18 protein-coding genes are annotated in these 19,809 nt (G+C 73.5%); 7 read left to right on the top strand and 11 right to left on the bottom strand.

Translation table 11 applies throughout. The features are described 5' to 3' along the window. Nucleotides 1–27: 27 nt before the first annotated feature. Nucleotides 28–918 carry an aldehyde dehydrogenase family protein gene (locus HDA43_RS12710; RefSeq protein WP_179820110.1) on the top strand — a complete coding sequence of 297 codons (891 nt, stop codon included), beginning with the start codon at nucleotides 28–30 and terminating at the stop codon, nucleotides 916–918. Between the two features lie 48 nt (nucleotides 919–966). On the opposite strand, the gene HDA43_RS12705 is transcribed toward HDA43_RS12710, so the two are convergent. From HDA43_RS12705 to HDA43_RS34970, 5 genes are all read right to left on the bottom strand, one after another. Then, nucleotides 967–2,373 carry an amidase gene (locus HDA43_RS12705; RefSeq protein WP_179820108.1) on the bottom strand — a complete coding sequence of 469 codons (1,407 nt, stop codon included), beginning with the start codon at nucleotides 2,371–2,373 and terminating at the stop codon, nucleotides 967–969. 89 nt (nucleotides 2,374–2,462) lie between these two features. Beyond that, nucleotides 2,463–2,681 (bottom strand): type II toxin-antitoxin system antitoxin, encoded by a 219-nt coding sequence (locus tag HDA43_RS12700; protein ID WP_179820106.1) that lies wholly within the window; start codon nucleotides 2,679–2,681, stop codon nucleotides 2,463–2,465. After that, a complete protein-coding gene (locus tag HDA43_RS12695; protein WP_179820104.1) occupies nucleotides 2,674–3,525 on the bottom strand; it encodes an SPFH domain-containing protein in 852 nt (283 codons plus the stop codon). Before HDA43_RS12695 ends, HDA43_RS12700 begins: the two co-directional genes overlap by 8 nt. A 175-nt stretch (nucleotides 3,526–3,700) precedes the next feature. Further along, on the bottom strand, nucleotides 3,701–4,582 hold the full coding sequence (locus HDA43_RS12690; RefSeq protein WP_179817692.1) for a TIGR03620 family F420-dependent LLM class oxidoreductase: 882 nt from the start codon (nucleotides 4,580–4,582) through the stop codon (nucleotides 3,701–3,703). Then, entirely contained in the window at nucleotides 4,579–5,505 is a 927-nt protein-coding gene (locus HDA43_RS34970; protein ID WP_179820102.1) for an NmrA/HSCARG family protein, read from the bottom strand. The genes HDA43_RS12690 and HDA43_RS34970 overlap by 4 nt, the downstream gene beginning before the upstream one ends. A 118-nt stretch (nucleotides 5,506–5,623) precedes the next feature. On the opposite strand from HDA43_RS34970, the gene HDA43_RS12680 reads away from it, so the two are divergent. Beyond that, on the top strand, nucleotides 5,624–6,205 hold the full coding sequence (locus HDA43_RS12680; protein WP_312873214.1) for a TetR/AcrR family transcriptional regulator: 582 nt from the start codon (nucleotides 5,624–5,626) through the stop codon (nucleotides 6,203–6,205). 172 nt (nucleotides 6,206–6,377) lie between these two features. On the opposite strand, the gene HDA43_RS12675 is transcribed toward HDA43_RS12680, so the two are convergent. Together HDA43_RS12675 and HDA43_RS12670 are read right to left on the bottom strand one after the other, a co-directional pair. Continuing rightward, on the bottom strand, nucleotides 6,378–9,155 hold the full coding sequence (locus tag HDA43_RS12675; protein ID WP_179820100.1) for an ATP-dependent RNA helicase: 2,778 nt from the start codon (nucleotides 9,153–9,155) through the stop codon (nucleotides 6,378–6,380). Between the two features lie 164 nt (nucleotides 9,156–9,319). Further along, complete coding sequence (locus HDA43_RS12670; protein WP_179820098.1) at nucleotides 9,320–9,886, bottom strand: CGNR zinc finger domain-containing protein; 567 nt, start codon at nucleotides 9,884–9,886, stop codon at nucleotides 9,320–9,322. 85 nt (nucleotides 9,887–9,971) lie between these two features. Here HDA43_RS12670 and HDA43_RS12665 point away from each other — a divergent pair, with 85 nt between their 5' ends. Next, nucleotides 9,972–10,841, top strand: coding sequence for an alpha/beta fold hydrolase (locus tag HDA43_RS12665; protein WP_179820096.1), 870 nt, complete (start codon nucleotides 9,972–9,974; stop codon nucleotides 10,839–10,841). A gap of 46 nt (nucleotides 10,842–10,887) precedes the next feature. On the opposite strand, the gene HDA43_RS12660 is transcribed toward HDA43_RS12665, so the two are convergent. Then, on the bottom strand, nucleotides 10,888–11,718 hold the full coding sequence (locus HDA43_RS12660) for an undecaprenyl-diphosphate phosphatase (RefSeq protein ID WP_218911703.1): 831 nt from the start codon (nucleotides 11,716–11,718) through the stop codon (nucleotides 10,888–10,890). Nucleotides 11,719–11,944: 226 nt separating this feature from the next. On the opposite strand from HDA43_RS12660, the gene HDA43_RS12655 reads away from it, so the two are divergent. Beyond that, nucleotides 11,945–12,436 (top strand): SigE family RNA polymerase sigma factor, encoded by a 492-nt coding sequence (locus HDA43_RS12655; RefSeq protein WP_179820094.1) that lies wholly within the window; start codon nucleotides 11,945–11,947, stop codon nucleotides 12,434–12,436. Next, a complete protein-coding gene (locus tag HDA43_RS12650) occupies nucleotides 12,433–13,347 on the top strand; it encodes a hypothetical protein (RefSeq protein WP_179820091.1) in 915 nt (304 codons plus the stop codon). Before HDA43_RS12655 ends, HDA43_RS12650 begins: the two co-directional genes overlap by 4 nt. Nucleotides 13,348–13,508: 161 nt before the next feature. Here the strand turns inward: HDA43_RS12650 and HDA43_RS12645 are convergent, their stop codons facing one another. From HDA43_RS12645 to HDA43_RS12635, 3 genes are all read right to left on the bottom strand, one after another. Beyond that, nucleotides 13,509–15,011 carry a M28 family peptidase gene (locus tag HDA43_RS12645; protein WP_246423968.1) on the bottom strand — a complete coding sequence of 501 codons (1,503 nt, stop codon included), beginning with the start codon at nucleotides 15,009–15,011 and terminating at the stop codon, nucleotides 13,509–13,511. Nucleotides 15,012–15,233: 222 nt separating this feature from the next. Further along, nucleotides 15,234–16,808: a M28 family metallopeptidase gene (locus tag HDA43_RS12640; RefSeq protein ID WP_179820089.1), complete on the bottom strand. Its 1,575-nt coding sequence runs from the start codon at nucleotides 16,806–16,808 to the stop codon at nucleotides 15,234–15,236. A gap of 164 nt (nucleotides 16,809–16,972) precedes the next feature. Then, nucleotides 16,973–18,652 (bottom strand): M28 family metallopeptidase, encoded by a 1,680-nt coding sequence (locus tag HDA43_RS12635; RefSeq protein WP_246423967.1) that lies wholly within the window; start codon nucleotides 18,650–18,652, stop codon nucleotides 16,973–16,975. Nucleotides 18,653–18,920: 268 nt separating this feature from the next. Here HDA43_RS12635 and HDA43_RS12630 point away from each other — a divergent pair, with 268 nt between their 5' ends. Further along, nucleotides 18,921–19,106 (top strand): PspC domain-containing protein, encoded by a 186-nt coding sequence (locus HDA43_RS12630; protein WP_179820086.1) that lies wholly within the window; start codon nucleotides 18,921–18,923, stop codon nucleotides 19,104–19,106. Between the two features lie 45 nt (nucleotides 19,107–19,151). After that, nucleotides 19,152–19,802, top strand: coding sequence for a lipoyl(octanoyl) transferase LipB (gene lipB, locus HDA43_RS12625; protein ID WP_179820084.1), 651 nt, complete (start codon nucleotides 19,152–19,154; stop codon nucleotides 19,800–19,802). Nucleotides 19,803–19,809 lie beyond the last annotated feature (7 nt).

The raw sequence follows: 19,809 nt of genomic DNA, 5'->3' as shown, positions 1-19,809 counted from the left end.
AGGAGAGCTCGCGGAGAGGGCGCGGAGATGAGTAGGACCGAGTCGCCCGCACGGCTGGCCGTGCGCAAGACGTACAAGCTGTACATCGGCGGGGCGTTCCCGCGTTCGGAGAGCGGAAGGTCCTACGCGGTGACCTCCTCCAAGGGCGAGTTCCTGGCCAACGCCTCCAGGGCTTCCCGCAAGGACGCCCGCGACGCGGTGGCCGCCGCGCGCAAGGCGTTCGGCGGCTGGTCCGGGGCGACGCCGTACAACCGCGGGCAGATCCTCTACCGGATCGCCGAGATGCTGGAGGGCCGCCGGGCGCAGTTCGCCGCCGAGCTGGCCGACGCCGGGACCAAGAGCCCGGGGGACGTCGTGGACGCGGCCGTGGACCGGCTCGTCTGGTACGCCGGCTGGTCCGACAAGATCGCCGCGGTCGCGGGGGCGGCCAACCCGGTCGCCGGGCCGTACCTCAACATCTCCTCGCCGGAGCCGACCGGCGTGGTGGCGGTCGTCGCCCCCGACGACCCGCTGCTGGGCCTCGTCTCGGTGGTCGCCCCGGTGATCGTCACCGGCAACACCTGCGTGGTCGTGGCCAGTGAGCGGGCCCCGCTGCCGGCCGTCACCCTGGCCGAGGTGCTCGCCACCTCCGACCTGCCGGGCGGCGTGGTCAACATCCTCACCGGCTCGGTGAAGGAGATCGCGCCCTGGCTGGCCGGGCACATGGACGTCAACGCCCTCGACCTCGCCGGCGTCTCCGACCCCGGTCTCGCGGTCGCGTGCGAGGAGGCGGCGGCCGAGAACCTCAAGCGGGTCCTGCGTCCCGCGCCCGCCGATCGGGCGGCCGACTGGGCGGCCGACTGGGCGGCCGACCCGGGCACCCGGCGCCTGACGGCTTTCCTGGAGACCAAGACCGTCTGGCACCCCACCGGTATCTGACGGGCCGCACACCGGCCCCGGGGTCCGCCCCGGGGCCGGGCGGGCGGGTCAGTCCATCGGCGCGTGGCGCAGCCAGGGGTGGGCGGTCTCCAGCTGGGCGGCCAGGGCCAGCAGCTGCGGTTCGCCTCCCGGGGGCGCGACGAGCTGAACCCCGATGGGCATGCCCGTGGAGTGCCAGCCGTACGGGACGTTCATGGCGGGCCAGCCGGCCATGTTCCAGGCCGCGGTGACCGGGGCGTACGTGACGTTGGCCCGCACGTTGGCCAGCAGCCCGCGGTCGCCCCAGCGGTCGGCGGGCGGCGGGACGGCGGCGAGCGTCGGGGTGATCAGCACGTCGGCGTTGCCGAACCACTGGTCGGCGCCGTGGGCGCGCCAGCGGTCCCGGCCCGCCGAGCCGTCCAGCCCGAACCGGGCGAGCAGCCGGCCGGCCTTGGCCAGCGCCCGGGTGCGGCGCTCCAGCCGGCGCGGGTCCAGCCCCTCGGCGTCCTCACGGGCGCACGCGAACCAGCCGATGATCGCGGCCGCCCCCACCCAGCTCGGCACCTTCGGCTCGTGCTCCACCACGGTGTGCCCGACGGCGGCGAGCGTGTGGCCCGCCTCGACCACGGCCCGCTGCAGCTCCGGGTCCACCGAGAACCCCGGCGGCAGCGGCACCGGCGCCGTGGCGATCCGCAGCCGCACCGGCTCCGAGGGGGTCAGCCCGCCCGGGTAGTCGTCGATGGCGCTGCCGGCCTCCAGGTACTCGCCGTCGCCGGGAGTCGCGAGGGACATGTCACCGGCCATCACCGCCAGGCCCAGCGCGAGGTCGCCCACGGTCGTGGCCAGCGGGCCGTTCTCCGACATCCCGTGCCAGTCGCGTCCGGGCGGCGGGACCACGCCCGTGCCGGGTTTGATCGTCACGAGCCCGCAGCAGGCGGCGGGGATGCGCAACGAGCCGAGGCCGTCGTTGCCGTGGGCCAGCGGGACCATCCCGGCGGCCACCGCGGCGGCGGCGCCGCCCGACGAGCCGCCCGGCGTGCGCCGCGGGTCCCAGGGGTTGCGTGCCACGCCGTACGTGCTGTCGGAGAACCCGACCAGGCACAGCTCCGGGACGTTGGTGATGCCGACGACCACCGCGCCCGCCGCCCTGAGCCGGGCGACCACCGGGTGGTCGGCGGCGGCGGCCTCGCTGGAGGAGGCCGCCGACCCGTTGCGCGTCGCCTCGCCGCGGACCGGGATGTTGTCCTTGACCGCCACCGGCACCCCGGCCAGCGGCAGCTCGGCCAGGTCGGGCCGCTCCTGTACGGCGCGCGCCTCGGCCATGGCCCGCTCGGCCCGCACCTTGCGGAACGCGCCGATGCGCCCGTCGCGCTCGGCGATCAGCCGGAGGTGCTCCTCGACCACCTCCGGAGCGCCGGTCTTGCCACGTCGAACGGCCTCCGCGATCTCACCTGCGGACTTCCCCACCCACGGCATGCCCCGAGTCTGGTACGGACGGCACGCCGACGGAAGTGTTCCACGTCTCAATCAGGTGACTTGTTGGGTACCGTCCGTGTCATCCGGGGTTACTGGCGTTCGTCCGAATCGTCCCGCTCGTTCTGTTCGCTTCGGCCGGGGCCCTCACGGCCCGCCCGCCTGACGTCGCGGCCCACCCCGCGCAGGGCCAGGCGCAGGGCGTACTCCAGCTGGGCGTTGACGCTGCGCAGGTCGTCGGCCGCCCACTTGGCGATCGCCTCGTAGACGGCCGGGTCGAGCCTGAGCAGGATCCGTTTGCGCTCAGCCATACAGGCTGCCGGTGTTCACCACCGGCTGGGTCGCGCGGTCACCGCACAGGACCACCAGCAGGTTGGACACCATCTGCGCCCTGCGCTCCTCGTCGAGCTCCACCACATCCTCCTCGGCCAGCCGGTTCAACGCGAGCTGGACCATTCCTACCGCGCCGGCGACGATCTGCGTGCGCGCCGCGACCACCTGCGCGGCCTGCTGGCGGACCAGCATGGCCTGGGCGATCTCCGGCGCGTAGGCGAGGTGGGTGATGCGCGCCTCCAGCACCTCCACCCCGGCGAGGTGGGTGCGCTCACTCAGCTCGGTGGTCAGCTCGGCGGCCACCTCGGTGCCGTCACGCAGGCTGGTGCGGCTGTCGTCGTGGGAGTCGTATGGGTGGCTGGTGGCCAGGTGCCGGACGGCGGCCTCCGACTGGATCGCCACGTACTGCTCGTAGTCGTCCACGGAGAAGGCGGCCTTGGCGGTGTCGGTCACCCGGTAGACGACGACGGCGGCGATCTCCACCGGGTTGCCGTCGGCGTCGTTGACCTTGAGCTTGGTGGTCTCGAAGTTGCGCACCCGCAGCGTGATCCGCCGCCTGCTGGTGAACGGCGCGGTCCACTGGAAACCGGCGTCGCGCAGGGATCCGATGTAGCGGCCGAGGAACTGGACCACCATCCCGTCGTTCGGGTTGACCACGGTGAAACCGCTGGCCACGACGAGCGCGATGACGCCCCAGGCGATCGCGGCGGCGACCAGGACGTCCGGCCCGGCCGCCAGGCCCACCGCGGCCAGGACGGCGCCGAGCAGCACGAGCCCGGCCAGGACGGCGAACCCGTTGAGGTGGAAGGCGCGTCGCTCCATGTGCTCCCCTTTGCTATCGGAGTGATATCACCACGATAGCGTCAAAAGGGGGACGGCACGCAACCCGCTTCCCGGAGCGCAGGCCGTACCCCGCCGCCCCGGCCGAGTCCCGCCGAGGGCGGGCGGCAGGCCGGTTCCACGGGGGGTTCGTTCACCGCGGGTCGGCGGTGCCGGATCAAGCGAGGAGGTGCGCAGCGATCTCCTCCCACCACTGAGCGGGAGGAGCGTGGGATTCGGCGGCCAGAACGTGGAGGCTGACGTGGTCGGCTCCGGCGTCGAGGTGCTGCCGGACGCGGTGGGCGACGTCCTCGGCGCGGCCGTGGGCCACGATCGCCTCGACGAGCCGGTCGCTCAGTGCCTCCGGGGACGGGTGTCCGAGTCCGCGCAGCAACTCGCGGCGGTTGGGCAGGGCGGCCGCGGCCGTGGCGCGGGCCGGTCCGGCGGTGTGCGCGCGGTCGTGGCCGAGCACGCAGAGCTGGGTGACGGCCAGAAGGCGGTCGTCTCCGAGGATCTCGCGGGCTGCGCGGGTGTATTCGACGGGCATGCCCAGTACGGTCGCGCCCCAGGCGCGTTCGGCGGCCAGGGCGAGCATGCCGGGATCCAGTGCGGCCAGGACGCGGTGGGGTGAGGCCGTCGTGGCGGGCGGCCCGAACGGGGCGGTGTCGAGCGCGTCGAGGTAGGAGCGCATGGTTGCCAGGGGAGGGCCGAAGCGGTGGCCGCGGACGTCCTCGGCCAGGCTCGGATGGCTGTCCCACAGGCCGAGTAGGAACCGTTCGGGAAAGGCCTCCTCCAGGGTGCGCTGTGCGGCGGCGGCCGTGACCGCGTCTCGTGCGTAGATGTCGGTCATACCGGAGGCCACGGTGATCCGCCGGGTGCTCGCCAGCAGGATCGCAGTCTGCGCGATGGCTTCACGTCCCGTGGTCTCGGGAATCCACAGGGCGCCATAACCGAGGTCCTCGATCGCGGCCGCGGCCTGACGGACGTCGGTCGCGGGGAGCGAGTCGAACCCTCCCGCCCAGATCCCGATGCGTCCGAGGCCGGGCGTGCGGGTGCTCACGCGCCCTGGCCCGTGGTGGGCGCGGAGTGCAGGAACGCCGAGATCTGGGCGGCCCCGGTGCGCTCCAGCCAGGTGGAGAAGTCCATCGCGGCGGGGTGGATCCGCCGGGTGGCCGCGATGTCCGCGCGGTAGCCGCGTTCGTTGAGCCATTCGTTGGCGTAGGCGAAGTCCTCGCTCAGGTCTCGGATCGCCCCGATCGGGATCTGGACGTAGGGCAGCGCCGTCCCGAGCGCCTTGCCGATGGCCGCGGCGACCTGGACCGGCGTGAGCTCGTCGGCGGCCAGGGAGACCGCCCGGCCGATCCACTCCTCGGGGTGGCGGAACGCCGACTCGGTGATGAAGCCGACGTCGTCGACGGCCATGAGCTGCTGGGCCGTGTCCGGTGCGATCCCGGTGGACAGGCTCCCGTTCTGCAGTGCGTATCCGCCGGTGAAGTTCTCCATGAACGAGACCGGCCGCAGGATCGTCGCGGGCAGGCCGAGGCGGGCGATGTGTTGCTCGATCCGCCACTTGCCGACCAGGTTCACCGGCACCTTCTCGCTGAGATGGCGGTCCGCGCCGGCGACCGAGGTGAACACCAGGTGTCCGACGCCGGCGGCGTGCGCGGCCTCGGCGACGTTCACGCCCCAGCGGACCTCGTCCTCGGTGGTGAAGTCCGGTGGGGTGCCGGGCGAGCCGACCGTGGGCTGGACGCTGAACAGACCCCAGGCGTCCTTGGCCGCCGCGGTCAGGGAGGCGACGTCCTCCATCTGCGCCCGCACCACCTGCGCACCGGCCCGCGCCAGTGCTCGCGCCCGTGTCCCGTTCGGGTCACGGGTGAGCGCACGCACCTGCCAGCCGCCGCGGAGCAGGTGGTGCGTCACGGCCCCGCCCTGCAGGCCGGTCGCTCCCACCACCACGACGGTCCTGTTCTTCGGAGTCACCGTCTCTCCTTCTGAGCTCGGGGGAGGAGGAGCCACTCGCATAAGTGGGGTGGTCCTCCGGTTAGCGTTCGCTACGATATGGGGGACCACCCCACTTGGCAAGCCGTCAGGAGCCGCCGTGTCCAAGGACGCCGTCGTGTCATCCCGGCAGCGGATGCGTGCCGACGCCCGCCGCAACTTCGACCGGATCGTGGCCGCCGCCGGGACCCTCATCGCCGAGCACGGCGCCGAGGCGTCCCTGGAGGAGATCGCCCGCCGCGCAGAAGTCGGCTCGGCCACCCTGCACCGGCACTTCCCCACCCGGCGGGCACTCCTGGAAGCGGTCTTCGAAGACCGGGTGAAGACGCTCTGCACCAAGGCCGATGACCTGCTCACCGCCCCCGACCCGGGAGAGGCGCTGTTCACCTGGCTTCGCGCCGTCGGCACCCACGCCGCGGCCAACCGGGGCCTGGGCGCTTCGCTGATGCGGGGCGGCGGCGACCCGGCGCTCGGCCGTACCTGTCACGACATGATCATCAATGCGGGTGAGAGACTCCTCGTCCGCGCCCGAGCGGCGGACGCGGTGCGCCCCGGGATCGCCGTCATCCATCTCCTGAAGCTCGTCGGCGCCATCTCCCTGGCCACCGAGCAGGAGCCCGACGGCCCGGCCGAAGCCGACCGCCTGCTGGCACTCGCCATCGACGGAGTCCGCCCGCGCTGAATCCCGCCTCCGCGAACGAGTGATCGCGCCGAGAACGGCGCACCGCGCGTCCGGCGAGGCGTCCCACCGGGTCGCCGTCCGTGGAATCCCTCACGGCCCCGGTGTTCCGAAAGACGATTCCGGGACGGCCCCGAACCGTTTCCCCGGACTCTTGAACCGGCCCCGCGACTCCTCAGCGCCGCGGGTTGGCGCGGCGGGTGGCGACCGCCGACAGGGGGTCCTCCGGCCAGGGGTGCCGGGGATAGCGGCCCCGCAGCTCCGCCCGGACCGCGCGGTAGCCCTCGCGCCAGAACGTGGACAGGTCGGCGGTGACGGCCGCGGGCCGGCCCGCCGGGGACAGCAGGTGCACCACCAGCGGCACCCCGGCGATCCGCGGGGCCTCGTCCCAGCCGAACAGCTCCTGCAGCTTGGCCGCCAGGACCGGCCGGTCGCCGGAGTAGTCGATCCTGATCCGCGAGCCGCTGGGCACCTCGATCCGCTCGGGGGCGACCTCCGCCAGCCGGGCGTGCCACGGGACGAGGCGGTGCAGCGCGGCGACCACGTCGAGGCGCTCCAGGTCGGCGCGACGGCGGGCGCGTGACAGTTCCGGCTCCAGCCAGCGCTCGGCCGCCTCGACGAGGGCGTCGTCGTCCGTCGCGGGCCAGGGGTCGCCGAGCGCGCGGCGGCAGAAGGCCAGGCGTTCGCGCAGCGCGACGGCCTCGGACGTCCAGCGCAGGAGCGAGAGCCCCTCGGCGCGCAGGCCCGCGAGTACGGCGGGCCGGACGTCGGCGTCGCGCAACGGGACCGACGACAGCTCGACGGCGCCCAGACGCTCCACCCGGCGCGCCGAGACGTCGCCGCGCCGCTCACCCGGCGGGACCCGCCAGGCGACCTCCTCGGCGGCGTCGTACAGGGATGCGGCGGCCAGCCGGGCGGTCTCCTCGTCGATCACGACGGCCTGCCTGATCCGCGCCGCCGCCGACCCCACCGGCCGGTCGGCCACCGCGATCGCCAGCCACTCCGCGTCGCCCAGCCGCGACCCGGCGGACGGCTCCGCGGCCGTCCCCGACGCCATCAGGTACGCCCCGCCGCGCCGCCGGGCCACCCGCTCCGGGTAGGCCAGCGCCACCGTCAGTCCGGCCACGGCGTCGTCGGACCCGAGCCCGCCGGTTCCGGACCGGCCGCTCGCGGCTCCATCGGTCCGGGAGCGGCCGGCCGCGGGGCCGCCGGTCCGGGAGCCGTCGTGTCCGGGGCGCCGGGTCCCGGGGCGGCCCGCCGGTCCCTGAGCGGGCCCGTCGCGCCCGGCGTCCTCCCTGGGGACGGCGCGGGCCAGGCGGGCGGCCTCCCCGCGCCAGCGGGCCGGGAAGCCGTCCCCGGGCCCGTTGCCGCCCCGCCGGACGGACCGCCAGATCGCCGCCAGGTCGTCGCCGGCGTCCCGGGGCAGCGGCTCCGACAGCAGCGCCACCACCTCCGCGGCCCCGGGACCCGCGTCGACCAGGGCACGGGCCAGGCGGGGGTGGACCCCGGCGGCGGCCATCAGACGGCCCCGACCGGTGACCCGGCCGCCGGAGGCGTCAAGGGCGCCCAGGGCGAGCAGGGTCCGCCGGGCGGCGTCCATCGCGGCCGGCGGGGGCGGGTCGAGCAGGGCGAGCCCGGCGGCCTCGGGATCACCCCAGCAGGCGGCCTGGAGGGCGAAGCCGGTCAGGTCGGCCAGGGCTATCTCGGGCCGCGCGTACTCGGGCAGGCGGTCGTGCTCGGCCTGCGACCAGCACCGGTACACCGTCCCCGGCGCCTCGCGGCCCGCCCGCCCGGCGCGCTGGACCGCCGAGGCCCGGGACGCGCGGACCGTGGTGAGCGAGCCCAGGCCGCGGGCGTGGTCGGTGCGGGGCTCGCGGGCCAGGCCCGAGTCGACCACGACCCGGACACCCGGCACGGTCAGGCTCGACTCGGCGACCGAGGTGGCGAGCACGACCCGCCGCCCCCGGCCGGGGGAGAGCACGGCATCCTGGACGCGGGCCGGGGCCTGCCCGTGGACCTGGAGGATCTCCGCGCCCCCGGTGCCACCGCCGAGCAGCGCGGCGATCCTGCCGATCTCGCCGACCCCCGGCAGGAAGCACAGCACGTCCCCCTCCCGTTCGGCCAGGGCGCGCCGTACGACGGCGGCGACGTGGGACAGGAACGCCGGGTCCACCCGCAGGCCGCGCGGCGGCGTCACCGGGCCGGAGGGAGGCGCCCAGACGGGTGTGACGGGGTGCGCCTCACCGGAGGCGCGCACGACCGGCGCCGCGTCGCCGTCCCCGTCGCCGGACGCGCCCGCGCCGTACGGCGAGCCGCCGGACGCGCGGTCGCCGCCCGCCGGGCCGTGGCCGTACGGCGGGGCGCCCGAGCCGAGCAGCCGGGCCCACGGCTCGGCGTCGGCGGTGGCGGAGGCGGCGACGATCCGCAGGTCGGGGCGGAGGGTGGCGCGGACGTCGAGGAGGAAGGCCAGGGCGGTGTCGGCGTCCAGATGGCGCTCGTGGCACTCGTCCAGCAGGACGGTGCCGACGCCGGCCAGTTCGGGGTCGCGTTGCAGCCGCTGGAGCAGGACCCCGGTGGTGACGACCTCGACGACCGTGCCGGGTCCGGCCCTGCGCTCGCCCCGGACCGAGAACCCGACCTCCGCGCCGACCTGGGAGTCCAGCATCCAGGCCATCCGGCGGGCCGCCGCCCGCGCCGCCATCCGGCGGGGCTCGGCGACGATCACCCGCCCCGGCTCACGCGCTCGTCCCCGGCCGGGATCCGGTTCACCGGTCAGCCCGGTGAGCCCGTTGAGATCGGCGGTCCCGGTGAGTCCGGCCAGTGCGAGCGGGACGAGCGTGGTCTTGCCCGTGCCGGGCGGCGCGGCGAGCACGGCGACGCCGCGCTCGTCCAGGGCCGCGAACAGCTCGGGCAGGACGTGGCGGACGGGCAGGTCGAAGCGGTCGGGACGCACCCGTCCAGTCTTCCCGATCCGGACGACCGCGCCGTCCGTGCCGTCTGCCGCCCATGCGGGCCGTCCGTCGCCTGTGCCGTGCGGGCCGTCCGAGCCGTCCGCCACCTGTGTCGTCCGTGCCGGCGGCGCCCGGAGAGATCAGGGTCAGCCGGGGGCGGACGGCATCAGGCCGGTTTGTGGCGCCGGTAGTGGCGGGCGACGCGGGCGCGGTTGCCGCAACGGGCCGCCGAGCACCAGCGGCGGCGCGGATGGGAGGGCAGGAACAGCATCACGCAGTCGTCGGCCGCGCACCGGCGGACCTCGGTGACCGCCGGGTCGGCCAGCAGTTCGGCGGCGGCCTCGGCCAGCCACGCCGTCAGCCGGTCGCCGGGCGTTCCGGCGCGGCGGCGGACCGCGGTGACCGCCGCGCCGTCCCAGGTGAGGGCGGTGAAGGCGGGTGCGGCACGTTGGGCCCGGTTGAGGGCGTCCAGGTCGTCGGCCGGGGGGCGTTCGCCGCGACGGACGTGGTCGAGGACGCGAGCGGTGCGGTCGCGGACGTCCCGCACGGCGGCCAGGTCGGCGGCGGCCAGGCCGGCGGTGACGAGCTCTCGCGCCTCACCGAACCGGCCGGCCTGCAGCTCCAGCCATGCGTGCAGGTCGGCGGGGGTGGCCAGCAGGTCGCCGACCGCCGTGCCGGTGTTGATCAGGTCCAGGGCCAGCGGCTCCCCGGTGAGGGGAACGATATCGCTCATGAGTCTAATGGTATCCGGCGGAGTTGACGCATTAGATCAATGATCACTATAACTAACGCATAATTAACGATGAAAGGCATTAGAGATGACGGTCGTCCCGATCACCCGGATCGCCCACCACCACCTCGACGTCGACGGTGTCCGGGTCTTCTACCGCGAGTCGCTGCCGGAGCGGGCCGACGCGCCGGTGCTGCTGCTCCTGCACGGGTTCCCTTCCGCGTCGCACCAGTTCCGCCGGCTCATCGACGCGCTCGGATCGCGCTACCGGCTCATCGCCCCCGACTACCCCGGATTCGGGCACACCCGGGCCCCGGACGACTTCGTCCACTCCTTCGATCGGCTCGCCGACGTCATCGAGGGCCTCGTGCGTGGACTCGGGCTGACCCGGTTCGCGATGTACATGTTCGACTTCGGCGCGCCCGTCGGGTTCCGGATCGCCGAACGCCATCCCGAGTGGGTCGCGGGCCTGGTGGTGCAGAACGGCAACGCCTACGAGGACGGACTGTCGGACGGCGCCCGTGACTTCACCGCGCTGCGCCCGGAGACGCCGGGGGCCGAGGAGACCATCCGGGGCCTGCTCACCCTGCGGGGGACGCGGAGCCAGTACGAGACCGGCGTGTCCGACCCCGAACTGGTCGCACCGGACGGCTGGACGCTCGACCAGCACTTCCTCGACCTCCCCGGCCGCAAGGAGGCGCAGGTGGCGCTGGCGTTCGACTACCGCTCCAACATCGAGCGCTACGGCCGCTGGCAGGCATGGCTGCGTGAGCACACCCCGCCCACCCTCATCACCTGGGGCGTCGGCGACCCGTTCTTCCCCGAGCCCGGCGCCCGTGCCTACCTGCGCGACCTCCCCGACGCCGAGCTGCACCTGTTCGACGCCGGCCACTTCGCCCTGGAGACCCACCTGCCGGAGATCGCACCGCTGATCGCCGACTTCCTCGACCGCGTATGAAACCAGCGCCTCCGGCACCGGCCCGGAGCCTCCGGTCGGATACGGCCTACGCCATGGGGTTGAGGACGCCGAAGGAGACCAGGGCGATGATGATGACGCCCAGGATGATCCGGTAGACCACGAAGCCGGTGAAGCGGTGGGAGCTGATGTACTTCAGGAACCACGCCACCGCGGCGTAGCCGACGACGAACGAGATCACCGTGGCCAGGATGGTCGGCCCCCAGTCCGGCGCCCGGCCGTCGCCGATCTTGAACAGCTCCAGGAAACCGGAGCCCAGCACGGCCGGGATGGCCAGCAGGAAGGAGTACCGGGCGGCCTCCTCCCGGCGGTAGTCGAGCACCAGGCCGGCGCTGATCGTGCCGCCGGAGCGGGAGACGCCCGGGATCAGGGCCAGCGACTGGGCGAAGCCGTACACCAGGGCGTGGGTGAGGCTGAGGTTCTTCTGCAGCGTGAGCTTGTTGCGGGCGGTGCGGTCGGCCAGCCACAGGATCGCGCCGAAGACGATCAGGGTGGTGCCGATCAGGCGCAGGTCGCGGAAGACCGTCTCGATGCTGTCCTTGAACAGCAGGCCCAGCACGACGATCGGGATCGTGCCGGCGATGACGTACCAGCCCATCCGCGCCGCGTGGTGGGACCGCAGGTCGGGCCGCCACAGAGACCGGGTCCAGGTGGAGATGATCTCCCAGATGTCCTTGCGGAAATAGATCACCACCGCGGCCTCGGTGCCGAGCTGGATCACCGCCGTGAACGCCGCGCCCGGGTCCTGCCAGCCCAGGAGCGCCGAGACGACTCTGATGTGGGCACTGGAGGAGATCGGCAGAAACTCCGTCAGCCCCTGTACGAGCCCGAGGACCACCGCTTCGAACCAGCCGATCAACTTGGTGCCTTTCGTCCCGGCGTGTGCGTGCCGTAGGCGAGGCTAGCGGAGCGCGGAGGCCCCCGTGACCGGGTCGCCGCCGAGGAGCCGCGCGGGCCGCCGTCACGGAGCCTGCGGGCCGCCGTCACGGGATCGGGCGGAGCGGCGGGAAATCGCGCGGAACCGCTGTCATCCGTACGGCGGGCCCAGGCGGTAGTGATCGGCGGAGCTTCGCACTGGAGGCAGGATGACAGAGTTCGCGGAGTACGTCGCGCAGCGCCACGAGAGGTTGCGGAGAACGGCGTATCTCCTCACCCGGGACTGGGCGACCGCCGAGGACCTGGTGCAGACGGCGCTGGCCAGGGCCTGGCTGGCCTGGCGGCGGATCGACGGGGACCCCGATCCGTACGTGTACCGGATCATCGCGAACACGCACGCCTCCTGGTGGCGGCGGCGCTGGCGGGGTGAGGTACCGACCGGGGACCTCCCGGACCGGGCGGACGCCGGGGACTTCACCGACGGGGTCGGCGACCGGGACGCGCTGTGGGCCGCGATCGGCGCGCTGTCCGCCCGCCAGCGGGCGGTGGTCGTCCTGCACTACTACGAGGGGATGACCCTCTCCCAGGTGGCCGGCGTGCTCGGCTGCTCGCTGGGGGCGGTCAAGAGCCAGCTCGGCAGGGCCCTCGCGAAGCTCAGGGTGGATCAGCGGGTTCGGATGACGGCGGGAGCGGAGCGATGACCTACACGGAGCATGATCTGCGGGAACTGCTCGACGAGCGCGGCGCGGGCGGCAGCGGGGGCGCCGCCCGGCTGGAGGAGATCCTGCGCCGGGGCCGGGCCGTCCGGCGCAGGCGCAGGCTGGCGGGCGCGGCCGGGGCGTTCCTGGCCTCCGGCGCCGTGGCGGCCGCGGTGGCGGTGCCGTTCTCGCTGCCCGGGGGGCCCGGCGGCGGGGACACGGTGACCGCCGCCCGGCCCGCGACGCCCGCGGCCGCGCCCGCGGGGGGACCGGTGGCGAGGCCGACGGAGAGACCCACGGAGAGGCCGGTGCCGCCGCCCACGGAGAGGCCGGCCCCGAGACCCACCACCGGCACGGAGGCGCTCCCCACGCCCCGCACACCCGAGCCGGGCAAGGACCTGCCCGCGTCCCTGAAGGACATGGACCGCAGGAAGGTGACGCTGATCGGGGGGCACCGGTCGAAGACGTCGGGCACGCCCTACACCCTGAGGTTCACACCGACCAGCCGGTACACGGGGTTCAGGTTCGTCTGCGCCGAGCCCGGCGCGAGGCTCGTCGTCTTCAGGCCGGGGGAGTCGTCCAGGCCGGGGGAGTCGGTCAGCGCCTCCTGCCCCCACGCGGGATCTCAGCAGGCGAAGGACGTGGCGTTGTTCATGCAGCACAGCCCGGAATCGGCCGGTCCGTCCTGGGTGGGGCGGGAGCAGACCTACACCGTCTGGCCGGTTCCTCCCGGCGCCCGCCGGATCAGCCTCGCCGAGGCGAAGCGCCGGGGGTGCGCGCCGCGGGACGACAGGGGGGTCCGGTGCGGTGACGTACACCTCGTGCCGGAGTTCGGTTCCTCGAAGGAGCTGATCGAGCTCCGGAAGCGGCCCGGCCGCTGGGCGGTGGGCGTCTACGACCGGCCCGCGTCCTGATCCGCGCCGCGGTTCCACCGCCGCACCCGGGCCGCCATGCCCGGGACGCCGCGCCGGAGACGTCGGCCGTAGAGCCTCCCGCCGCGCCGTGGACCCCGGGTGTACGGCTCCCGCCGTGTGGCGGGAGCCGTACGGAGGGGTCCCGTGGGCTCCGGCGGGTTCTAGCGGGTGATCTTCACGTCGTCGATGCCGGCCTCGACGAGCGAGGCGGTGGAGGCGTCGGCGGCCTCGACGAGGATGCGGACGGTCTGCCCGGCGTAGGAGGAGACGTCCGCCTCGGCCGCGGCCCAGGCGCCGTTGCGGTTGGCCGCCGCGCCGAGCTGCTGGAAGACCTGGGTGGTGGTGGAGCCGACGACCTTGACGCGCAGGTAGTCGGCGCTGGAGGAGTTGGAACCGTGCGCGAGGTACCACGAGAAGCCCAGCTTGAGCGGGCCACCCGACGGCAGCGTGATCGGCGGTGACTGCACGGTGGTGGTGCCGCCGTCGACGTCGTGGTCACCGGCCGCGGCCCCGGCCAGGCGTCCGGTGACCAGGTCGTTGGTGCCGCTGACCGTGGTGCCGAGCTGCTTGGCGCCGCTGGAGGTGGTTGCCTCGGGGTCGCCGCGCTCCCACTGACCGAGGGTGGCGGTGTCGGTGCCGGCCGGGTTGACGGTCCAGCCGGTCGCCGTCTCGAAGGTGTCGGAGTAGACCGTCACCGGCGGGGTGGCGGTGGCGATCGTCCACACGGCGTAGGCGATCGCGTCGGCGTTGCGGTTCAGCGCGGTGTCGTTGATGTTGGAGGTGGTGTCGCACGAGCGGTGGTAGCAGGAGTCGAACGCCGCGCCCGCCGTGCCGCCCCACAGGCTCGCCTGGGCGCTCGACTTGATGCCCTCGGCCCCGGTGAACGTGCCGCCCGCCGGGATGCCGGCGGAGATGAACGGCCCGTAGTCGGAGCGTCCGTCGAAGTCGGTGCCCCGGGTCGGCACGCCGATCGAGGAGAAGTAGGCGGCGAGCGTCGCCTCCAGCTGTGCCGAGCCGGCCGGGCCGGGGCCCGAGCCCACGCCGTCGGAGTTGTCGCCGTCGTAGATGAAGTAGCCGGGGTTGGGAGAGCCCACCATGTCGAAGTTCAGGTAGCCCTTGATCTTGGACCGTTCGGTGGACGGCAGGTTGTTCACGTAGTACTGCGAGCCGCGCAGGCCCAGCTCCTCGGCGCCCCACCAGGCGAAGCGCAGGTGCTTGGACGGCGCCAGGGACTGGCGGGAGACCTCCAGGGCGGTCTCCAGGACGGCGGCGCTGCCGGAGCCGTTGTCGTTGATGCCGGGTCCGGCGGTCACGCTGTCGAGGTGCGCGCCGACCATGAGGATGTCGTCGGGGTCGCCGCCGGGCCAGTCGGCGATGACGTTGTAGCCGGTCGCCCCGTTGTAGCTGAACGACTGCAGGGTGGTGGTGAAGCCCGCGCCGTCCAGGAGGTTCTTGACGTAGTTGGCCGAGGCGAGGTAGCCGGGGCGGCCGTGGGCGCGGTTGCCGCCGTTGGCGGTGGCGATGGACTGGAGCTGGGTGAGGTGGGCCTTGACGTTCGTCAGCGAGATGTCCGGCGGGGCGGCCGCCGAGACGGCCGGTGCGGTGAGCGCCAGCGGGATGGCCAGGATCGCTGCCGTCCCGATGCTCCACAGTCTGCGCATCATGCTCCTCGGGCTGGGAGGTGAGGGGATCCCCCGATCGGCGCGCGCCTTCGTGGGGCGCGCGCCGTACAACCTGGTGGTGCGCCGGTGCGCCGCCGAAGCGGCTTGTGCGATGTGGTCCGGTGCGCCGCGGACGCGGTGCGCGTGTGGTCGGACGCGCCGCGGAGGCGGCGCGAGGAGCGGTCCGGCGCGCCGCCGAGGCGGCGCGCGGTGTGGCCGGGCGGGTTAGCTCGCCGCGCCGTGGGCCGGGACCCGCGCCGGGGCGGCGGTGGCGGACATGGTCCGGGCGGCGGCGTTCCGGTCGGGGATGCCGGTCAGGTCGTAGGCGTAGCGAGCGGTCGCGTAGCCGATGGCCTTGGCGTTGCGGTCGAGGGCGGCGGCGTTGATGTTGGAGATCGTGTCGCACACGTCGTGGTAGCAGGGGTCGTACGGCGCGCCGGCCGTGCCACCGAAGCGGGCGGCCTCCTCGGCGGTCTTGATCCCCTCGGCGCCGGTGAAGATGCCGCCGGACGGGATGCCGTTGGCGATGAACGCGCCGTAGTCGGAGCGTCCGTCGAAGTCGGTCCCCTTGTACGGCAGGCCGCGCTTGCCGTAGTACCGCTCGAAGACCTTCTCGATCCCGGCGGAGCCGTCCGGGCCGGGGCCCGAGCCCTCGGCGTCGGAGTCGTCGCCGTCGTAGAGGAAGGTGACGTCGTTCGGCGAGGCCACCATGTCGAAGTTGAGGTAGAGCCGGATCCGGTCCCGCTCGGCCTGCGACAGGCCCGCGACGTACTGGTCGGAGCCGAGCAGGCCCAGCTCCTCACCGGCCCACCAGGCGAACCGCAGCCGGTTCTTGGTGGGCAGGTGCGCCATCTTCAGCGCGGTCTCCAGGACGGCGGCGCTGCCGGAGCCGTTGTCGTTGATGCCGGGGCCCTCGGGGACGCCGTCGAGGTGGGCGCCGACCATCACGACCTCGCCGGCGGCGCCGAGCCGGGACTCGGCGATGAGGTTCTTGGCGTGGCCGACCGTGGTCTTGGCGTCCACCTTCAGGTGGACGACCGTGCCCGGGCTGTCGGCCAGGTCGAGGCCGACGGCGGTGCTCGCGATGACGACCGGGAAGCCGAAGCGCCACTCGCGGATGTCGAACTCGAACGGGTCGGTACGGCCCGGCTGGCCCTCGTTGAAGAAGATGACGCCGGCCGCGCCCGCGGCCTTCGCGTTGAGGGCCTTGTCGACGAACGCGCAGGTGCCGCGCTGGATGAGGGCGATCCGGCCGGGGACGAAGCCGGCGAAGTCGGAGCTCTCGCAGCCCGCGGTGGAGGTGTTGGGGGCGGGGGCGGGCGGGATGACCGGGTCGACGACCTGGATCTGCGCGGTGACGTCCCCGCCGCTGGAGGGGGTCACGGTGACGAAGTCGGTGGGGTTGACGTACGTCTTCGCCTCGGGGGAGACCTGCTGCAGGACCGAGGGGGAGAACTCCTCCCACTTGACGGGGAACTCCACGTCGGTGGTGGAGACCTTGTATCCGGCCCGGGTCACCTTGTCCCTGACGTAGGCCAGCGAGGCGTCGTAGCCGGGTGTGCCCACGGCGCGGTTGCCGCCGTTGGCGTCGGCGATGGACTGCAACGCGTCGAGATGCTTCTTGACGTTCTTGCCCTTGACCTGGTGGGCCAGGGCCTCTGCCAGGACGTCGGAGACGCCGGTCGCGGCGGATGCGGCGGTCCCGGCCGTCGCGGCGGGCGCCGCGAGGGCGAGGGGAAGGGTGACTGCCGTGACCAGGGTGGCCGCCCTGACCATGCCGCGGCGTGACGTAAGGCGCATTGCGCTCCTCGGAAGGTGGAACGTGGAAGGTCCCCCGTGCGTACTAAGGCGGAACGTACCGTTATAAGTCGCTCGCGCCTAGATCCTCCCGAGCGGGGATGCGAAAAGTTATGGGGTGCCCCGGAACACCCCGGTACGGCCCGGCGGGAGCCGTATCGGGGTGCTCACAGGAGCCGGCCGGGCCCCCGGTCGATCCTGACGTCGTCGATGCCCGCCTCGACGAGCGAAGGGCCGGCCTCGTCGGCGGCCTCGATGAGGATGCGGATGGTCTGCCCGGCGAAGTCGGAGATGTTCGTCTCCGCGGTGCCCCAGGCGCCGTCGCGGTTGGTGGGCCGGCCGAGCCGCTCGAACACCTGGCGCGTGGTGCGGCCGACGACCTTGACGCGCAGGTGGTCGGCGTCGGTGGCGGTGGCCGCGTGCGCGAGGTACCAGGAGAAGGACAGCCTCAGCGGGCCGCCGGCCGGCAGTGTGATGGGCGGCGACTCGATGCTCGTGCTGCCCCCGTCGATGTCGTCGGCCCCCGCCGACGGCCCGGCCCACCGCCCGGTGACCAGGTCGTTGACGCCGCTGGTCGTGGCGCCGAGCTGCTTGGGGCCCTGGTAGGAGGTGGCCTGGGGGCGGCCGCGCTCCCACCGGCCGCTGGTGGCGGTGTCGGTGCCGGCGGGGTCGGTGATCCAGCCGGTGGCCGACTCGAACCTGTCCTGCCAGACGACCCCCGGGGCGGAGGTCACGGAGGACGCCCACACCAGGTGGGCGATCGCGTTCGCGTTGCGGTTCAGCGCGGTGTCGTCGATGTTGGAGATGGTGTCACACGACTGGTGGTAGCAGGAGTCGAACACCGCGCCCGCCGTACCGCCCCACAGCTGGGCCTGGGCCATGTCCTTGATGTCCTCCGCCCCGCTGAAGATGCCGCCGACCGGGATGCCGGCGGCGAGGAACGAGCCGTGGTCGGACCGGGCGTTCAGCGCGATGTCCTGCACGGGAACGCCGATCGAGGCGTAGTAGGACTTGAAGGTCCTTTCCAGCTCGGCGGAGCCCTCCGGGGCCATGGTCCCGCCGGCGACGGTGCCGTTGTCGCCGTCGTAGACGAAGTAGCCGATGTTGGGCGAGGCGATCATGTCGAGGTTGACGTACCCCTTGATCTTGGACCGCTCGCTCGCCGGGAGGTTGTTCACGTAGTACTGCGAGCCGCGCAGGCCCAGCTCCTCGGCGCCCCACCAGGCGAAGCGCAGGTGCCGGGAAGACATCAGGCCCTGGCGGGACACCTCCAGCGCGGTCTCCAGGATGGCGGCGCTGCCGGAGCCGTTGTCGTTGATGCCGGGTCCGGCGGTCACGCTGTCGAGGTGCGCGCCGACCATGAGGATGTCGTCGGGGTCGCCGCCGGGCCAGTCGGCGATGACGTTGTAGCCGGTCAGGCCGCCGTAGGGGAACGGTTGCAGGACGGTGGCGAACCCGGCCTCGTCAAGGAGGTTCTTGACGTAGTTCGCCGAGGCGAGGAAGCCGGGGCTGCCGTGGGCGCGGTTGCCGCCGTTGGCGTCGGCGATGGCCTGGAACCGGGCCAGGTGCGCCTTGATGTTCGCCGGCGAGAGGGACGGCACGGGGAGCGGGGCCGCCGGTGGGGCGGACGTCGGCGCGGCGACGTCCGGGCGGGCCGGCGGCCTCACCGGGGGAGCGACGACTGGGGTGGTGGCCCGGGTGGTGGCCGGGGTGGCCTGCGGGGCCGCGGGGGGCGTGGCGACCGGCGGCACCACCGGCGGGACGGCCGCCGACACGGCCGGTGCGACGAGCACCAGGGGCACGGTGAGGATCGCCGCCGTTCCGGTGGCCAGGTGGTTGCGCATCATGCTCCTCGGGTCGGAAAAGGACGTGCGGGGTACTCCGAGGGGCGCGCACCTCCGTAAACCGTAAGTGGGGTAAAACCCTGAGGCGGGCCTGACGCGCCGATCGGGAACGCGAAGGCGGGAATGGGTTTTACCAGGTGAAGCGGGCCGTGGCCGGGAAAGGCGGGACCGGTGCGACCCTGTCAGGGTTTTCTCAGGGTCACGCGGGGAACGTGGACGTCCCGGGCCCTCGTTGGACGGGGTGAAAACGACGACTCGGAAAGAGGAAGAAATGCACCGTTCGGCCAACCACAAGATCATCGCCGGTGTCTGCGGCGGGATCGCGGACAGCCTCGGCGTGCCGCCCACCCTCGTCCGGGTGCTGTGGCTGATCCTCTCGCTCCTCCCCGGGCCGATGTGGATCGCCTACGTCCTGCTGTGGATCTTCATGCCGAAGGCCCCCTCCGCCCGCTACTAGAGGCCGCCCGCCACCGGTACCCGCCGGGGAAAATATGCTGGGGGCATGAGGCAACGTCCCCTGTCGCTGATCCAGGACGAGCTGGTCGAGTACGAGAAGGCCATGGAGCGGATGACCGACATGGTCGGTCAACGGCAGCGCGACGAGCGCCCCGACACCCTCTGGCTCCTCAGCCACCCGCAGGTGTACACCGTCGGCAGGCGCACCCTCCAGGAGCACCTGCCCGACCCCTCCCACGGCATCCCGGTCGTGAGCACGGGCCGCGGTGGGCAGCTCACCTACCACGGCCCGGGCCAGCTCGTCGGCTACCTGATCGTCAAGCTCGACGAGACCGAGCGGATCGTCGACTACGTCCGGGAGGTCGAGCTGCGCCTCGTCCGCGCGCTCGGGGCGCTCGGCGCCCCGGCCGAGCGCCGTGACACCCCGCCCGGCTCCGAGCTGCTCACCGGGGTGTGGACCGTCGCGACCGGCCGGAAGATCGTCTCGATCGGCATGCGGCAGAGCCGCGGTGTGACCAGCCACGGGTTCGCCCTCAACGTCGAGGGCGACCTGTCGCCGTGGAACTGGGCGGTGCCGTGCGGCATGCCGGAGGTCGACATGACCTCCCTGAGCCGCGAGATCGGCGCCCCGGCCGACATGGACCGGGTCCGCGCCGCGGTCGCCGAGGCGTTCGAGGCGTCCCCCGAACCGGCCTGACGCCGGT

It is taken from the genome of Streptosporangium sandarakinum (assembly GCF_013409935.1).
GTDB classification, from domain to species: Bacteria; Actinomycetota; Actinomycetes; order Streptosporangiales; family Streptosporangiaceae; genus Streptosporangium; species Streptosporangium nondiastaticum.
The sequence above is the reverse complement of the archived record's forward strand: the minus strand, read 5'-3'. Positions and strand labels throughout refer to the sequence as shown.